We start from the raw sequence: 1795 nt of genomic DNA, 5'->3' as shown, positions 1-1795 counted from the left end.
GTCGAAATCTCGCGCGGCAACATGCTGGTTTCGCCTGCCGCACGGCCGCAGGTCGCCGACCAGTTCGCCGCCAACATCGTCTGGTTCGACGAGCATGCGCTGCTGCCGGGCCGCTCCTACATCCTGCGCACCGAGACCGACCAGACCAGCGCCACCGTCACCGATCTGAAATACCGGATCAACGTCAACGACTTTGCCCATGAAGCGGCCAAGTCGCTCGAAATGAACGAAGTCGGCATCTGCAACATCTCGACGCGGACGCCGATCGCCTTTGATCCCTTCGCCGAAAACCGCACAACCGGCGCCTTCATCCTGATCGACCGCATCTCCAACGCCACGGTCGGCGCCGGCATGATCCTGCACTCGCTGCGTCGTGCCGAAAACATCCATTGGCAGTCGCTCGATGTCGGCAAGCGCGTGCGCGCCGACATGAAGAACCAGCGGCCCGCCGTGTTCTGGTTCACCGGGCTGTCGGGATCCGGCAAGTCGACCATCGCCAACCTGTTCGAAAAGAAGCTGTTCGCCACCGGCCGTCATACTTATATCCTCGACGGCGACAACGTCCGTCACGGTCTCAATCGCGATCTTGGCTTTACCGATGCCGATCGCGTCGAGAACATCCGCCGCGTCGCCGAGGTGGCGCGTTTGATGGCCGATGCCGGGTTGATCGTCATTGTTTCGTTCATTTCGCCGTTCAGCGCCGAACGGCGCATGGCACGTGAATTGATGGCCGACGGAGAATTCGTCGAGGTGTTCGTCGATACGCCCTTCGAGGAATGCGCCAGGCGTGATCCGAAGGGCCTCTATGCGCGCGCGCTGAATGGCGAGATCAAGAATTTCACCGGCGTCGATTCCCCTTATGAAGCGCCGGAAACCCCGGAGATCCATCTGCAGACACTCGGCAAATCGGCCGAAGAGATGGTCGACGCCCTGGAACACTGGCTGAACGAGCGCGACATTGCCGAAGACCAATACGATAGCGGCGGCGGCATCTGACGACAGGCTGATGCTTGAAATCTTCGAGCGCCTGGCCTTGTCGGCCGGGCGCGAGGTGATGCGCGTGTTCCACGCCGGCTGTGCGGTTGACCGCAAGTCCGACGCCTCGCCGGTGACCGAGGCGGACCGCGAGAGCGAAAAGATCATTCTCGCCGGACTGCGTGCCGCATTTCCCGATATCCCCTGCGTGGCCGAGGAAGAAGCTTCCGCCGGTATCGTGCCGCCCGACCTAAATGGGGCTTTCTTCCTGATCGATCCGCTCGACGGCACCAAGGAATTCGTCAACCGCCGCACCGATTTCACCGTCAACATAGCGCTGGTTCGCGATGGCGTGCCGGAAGTCGGCGTCGTCTTTGCGCCCTGCGCGGGCCGCTTCTTTTCCGGCCTGCCGGGAAGGGCGGAATCTCTCGAAATCGATGGCGGCTACCAGATCGTCGGCCGCCGGCCGATCTCGGTGAGAAGGGCCGTGGCGCCTCTGGCCGTCGTCGCCAGCCGTTCCCACAACACGCCGGAAACCGAGGCCTATATTCGCGACCTTGGTGCCGCCGAAATCGTCTCGGTCGGTTCGTCCTTGAAATTCTGCCTTCTCGCCAGTGCCGAGGCTGATGTCTATCCGCGCTTCGGCCGCACCATGGAATGGGACACGGCGGCAGGCGACGCCATCCTGCGCGCCGCCGGTGGCATGACGCGCACGCTCGATGGCCAGCCTCTGGTCTATGGGAAGCGCCGGCAAAGCGACGACGAGGATTTCGCCAATCCGCATTTCATTGCCAGCGGCGGGGCAGGGGGCAGCCCCGCC

General features: G+C 63.1%; 2 protein-coding genes. Both read left to right on the top strand.

The window, feature by feature from the left end; all coding sequences use genetic code 11:
- Positions 1-996 (top strand): adenylyl-sulfate kinase (gene cysC / locus EN994_RS29735; RefSeq protein ID WP_127308069.1); only part of this gene is annotated, 996 nt, incomplete at its 5' end.
- 10 nt (positions 997-1006) lie between these two features.
- A partial coding sequence (gene cysQ, locus EN994_RS29730) for a 3'(2'),5'-bisphosphate nucleotidase CysQ (RefSeq protein WP_164746340.1) occupies positions 1007-1795 on the top strand: 789 nt, incomplete at its 3' end.

Source organism: Mesorhizobium sp. M7A.F.Ca.CA.002.09.1.1 (genome assembly GCF_003998555.1).
GTDB classification, from domain to species: domain Bacteria; phylum Pseudomonadota; class Alphaproteobacteria; order Rhizobiales; family Rhizobiaceae; genus Mesorhizobium; species Mesorhizobium ciceri.
Note: the sequence above shows the minus strand (reverse complement) of the source record. Positions and strands in the feature narration are given on the sequence as shown.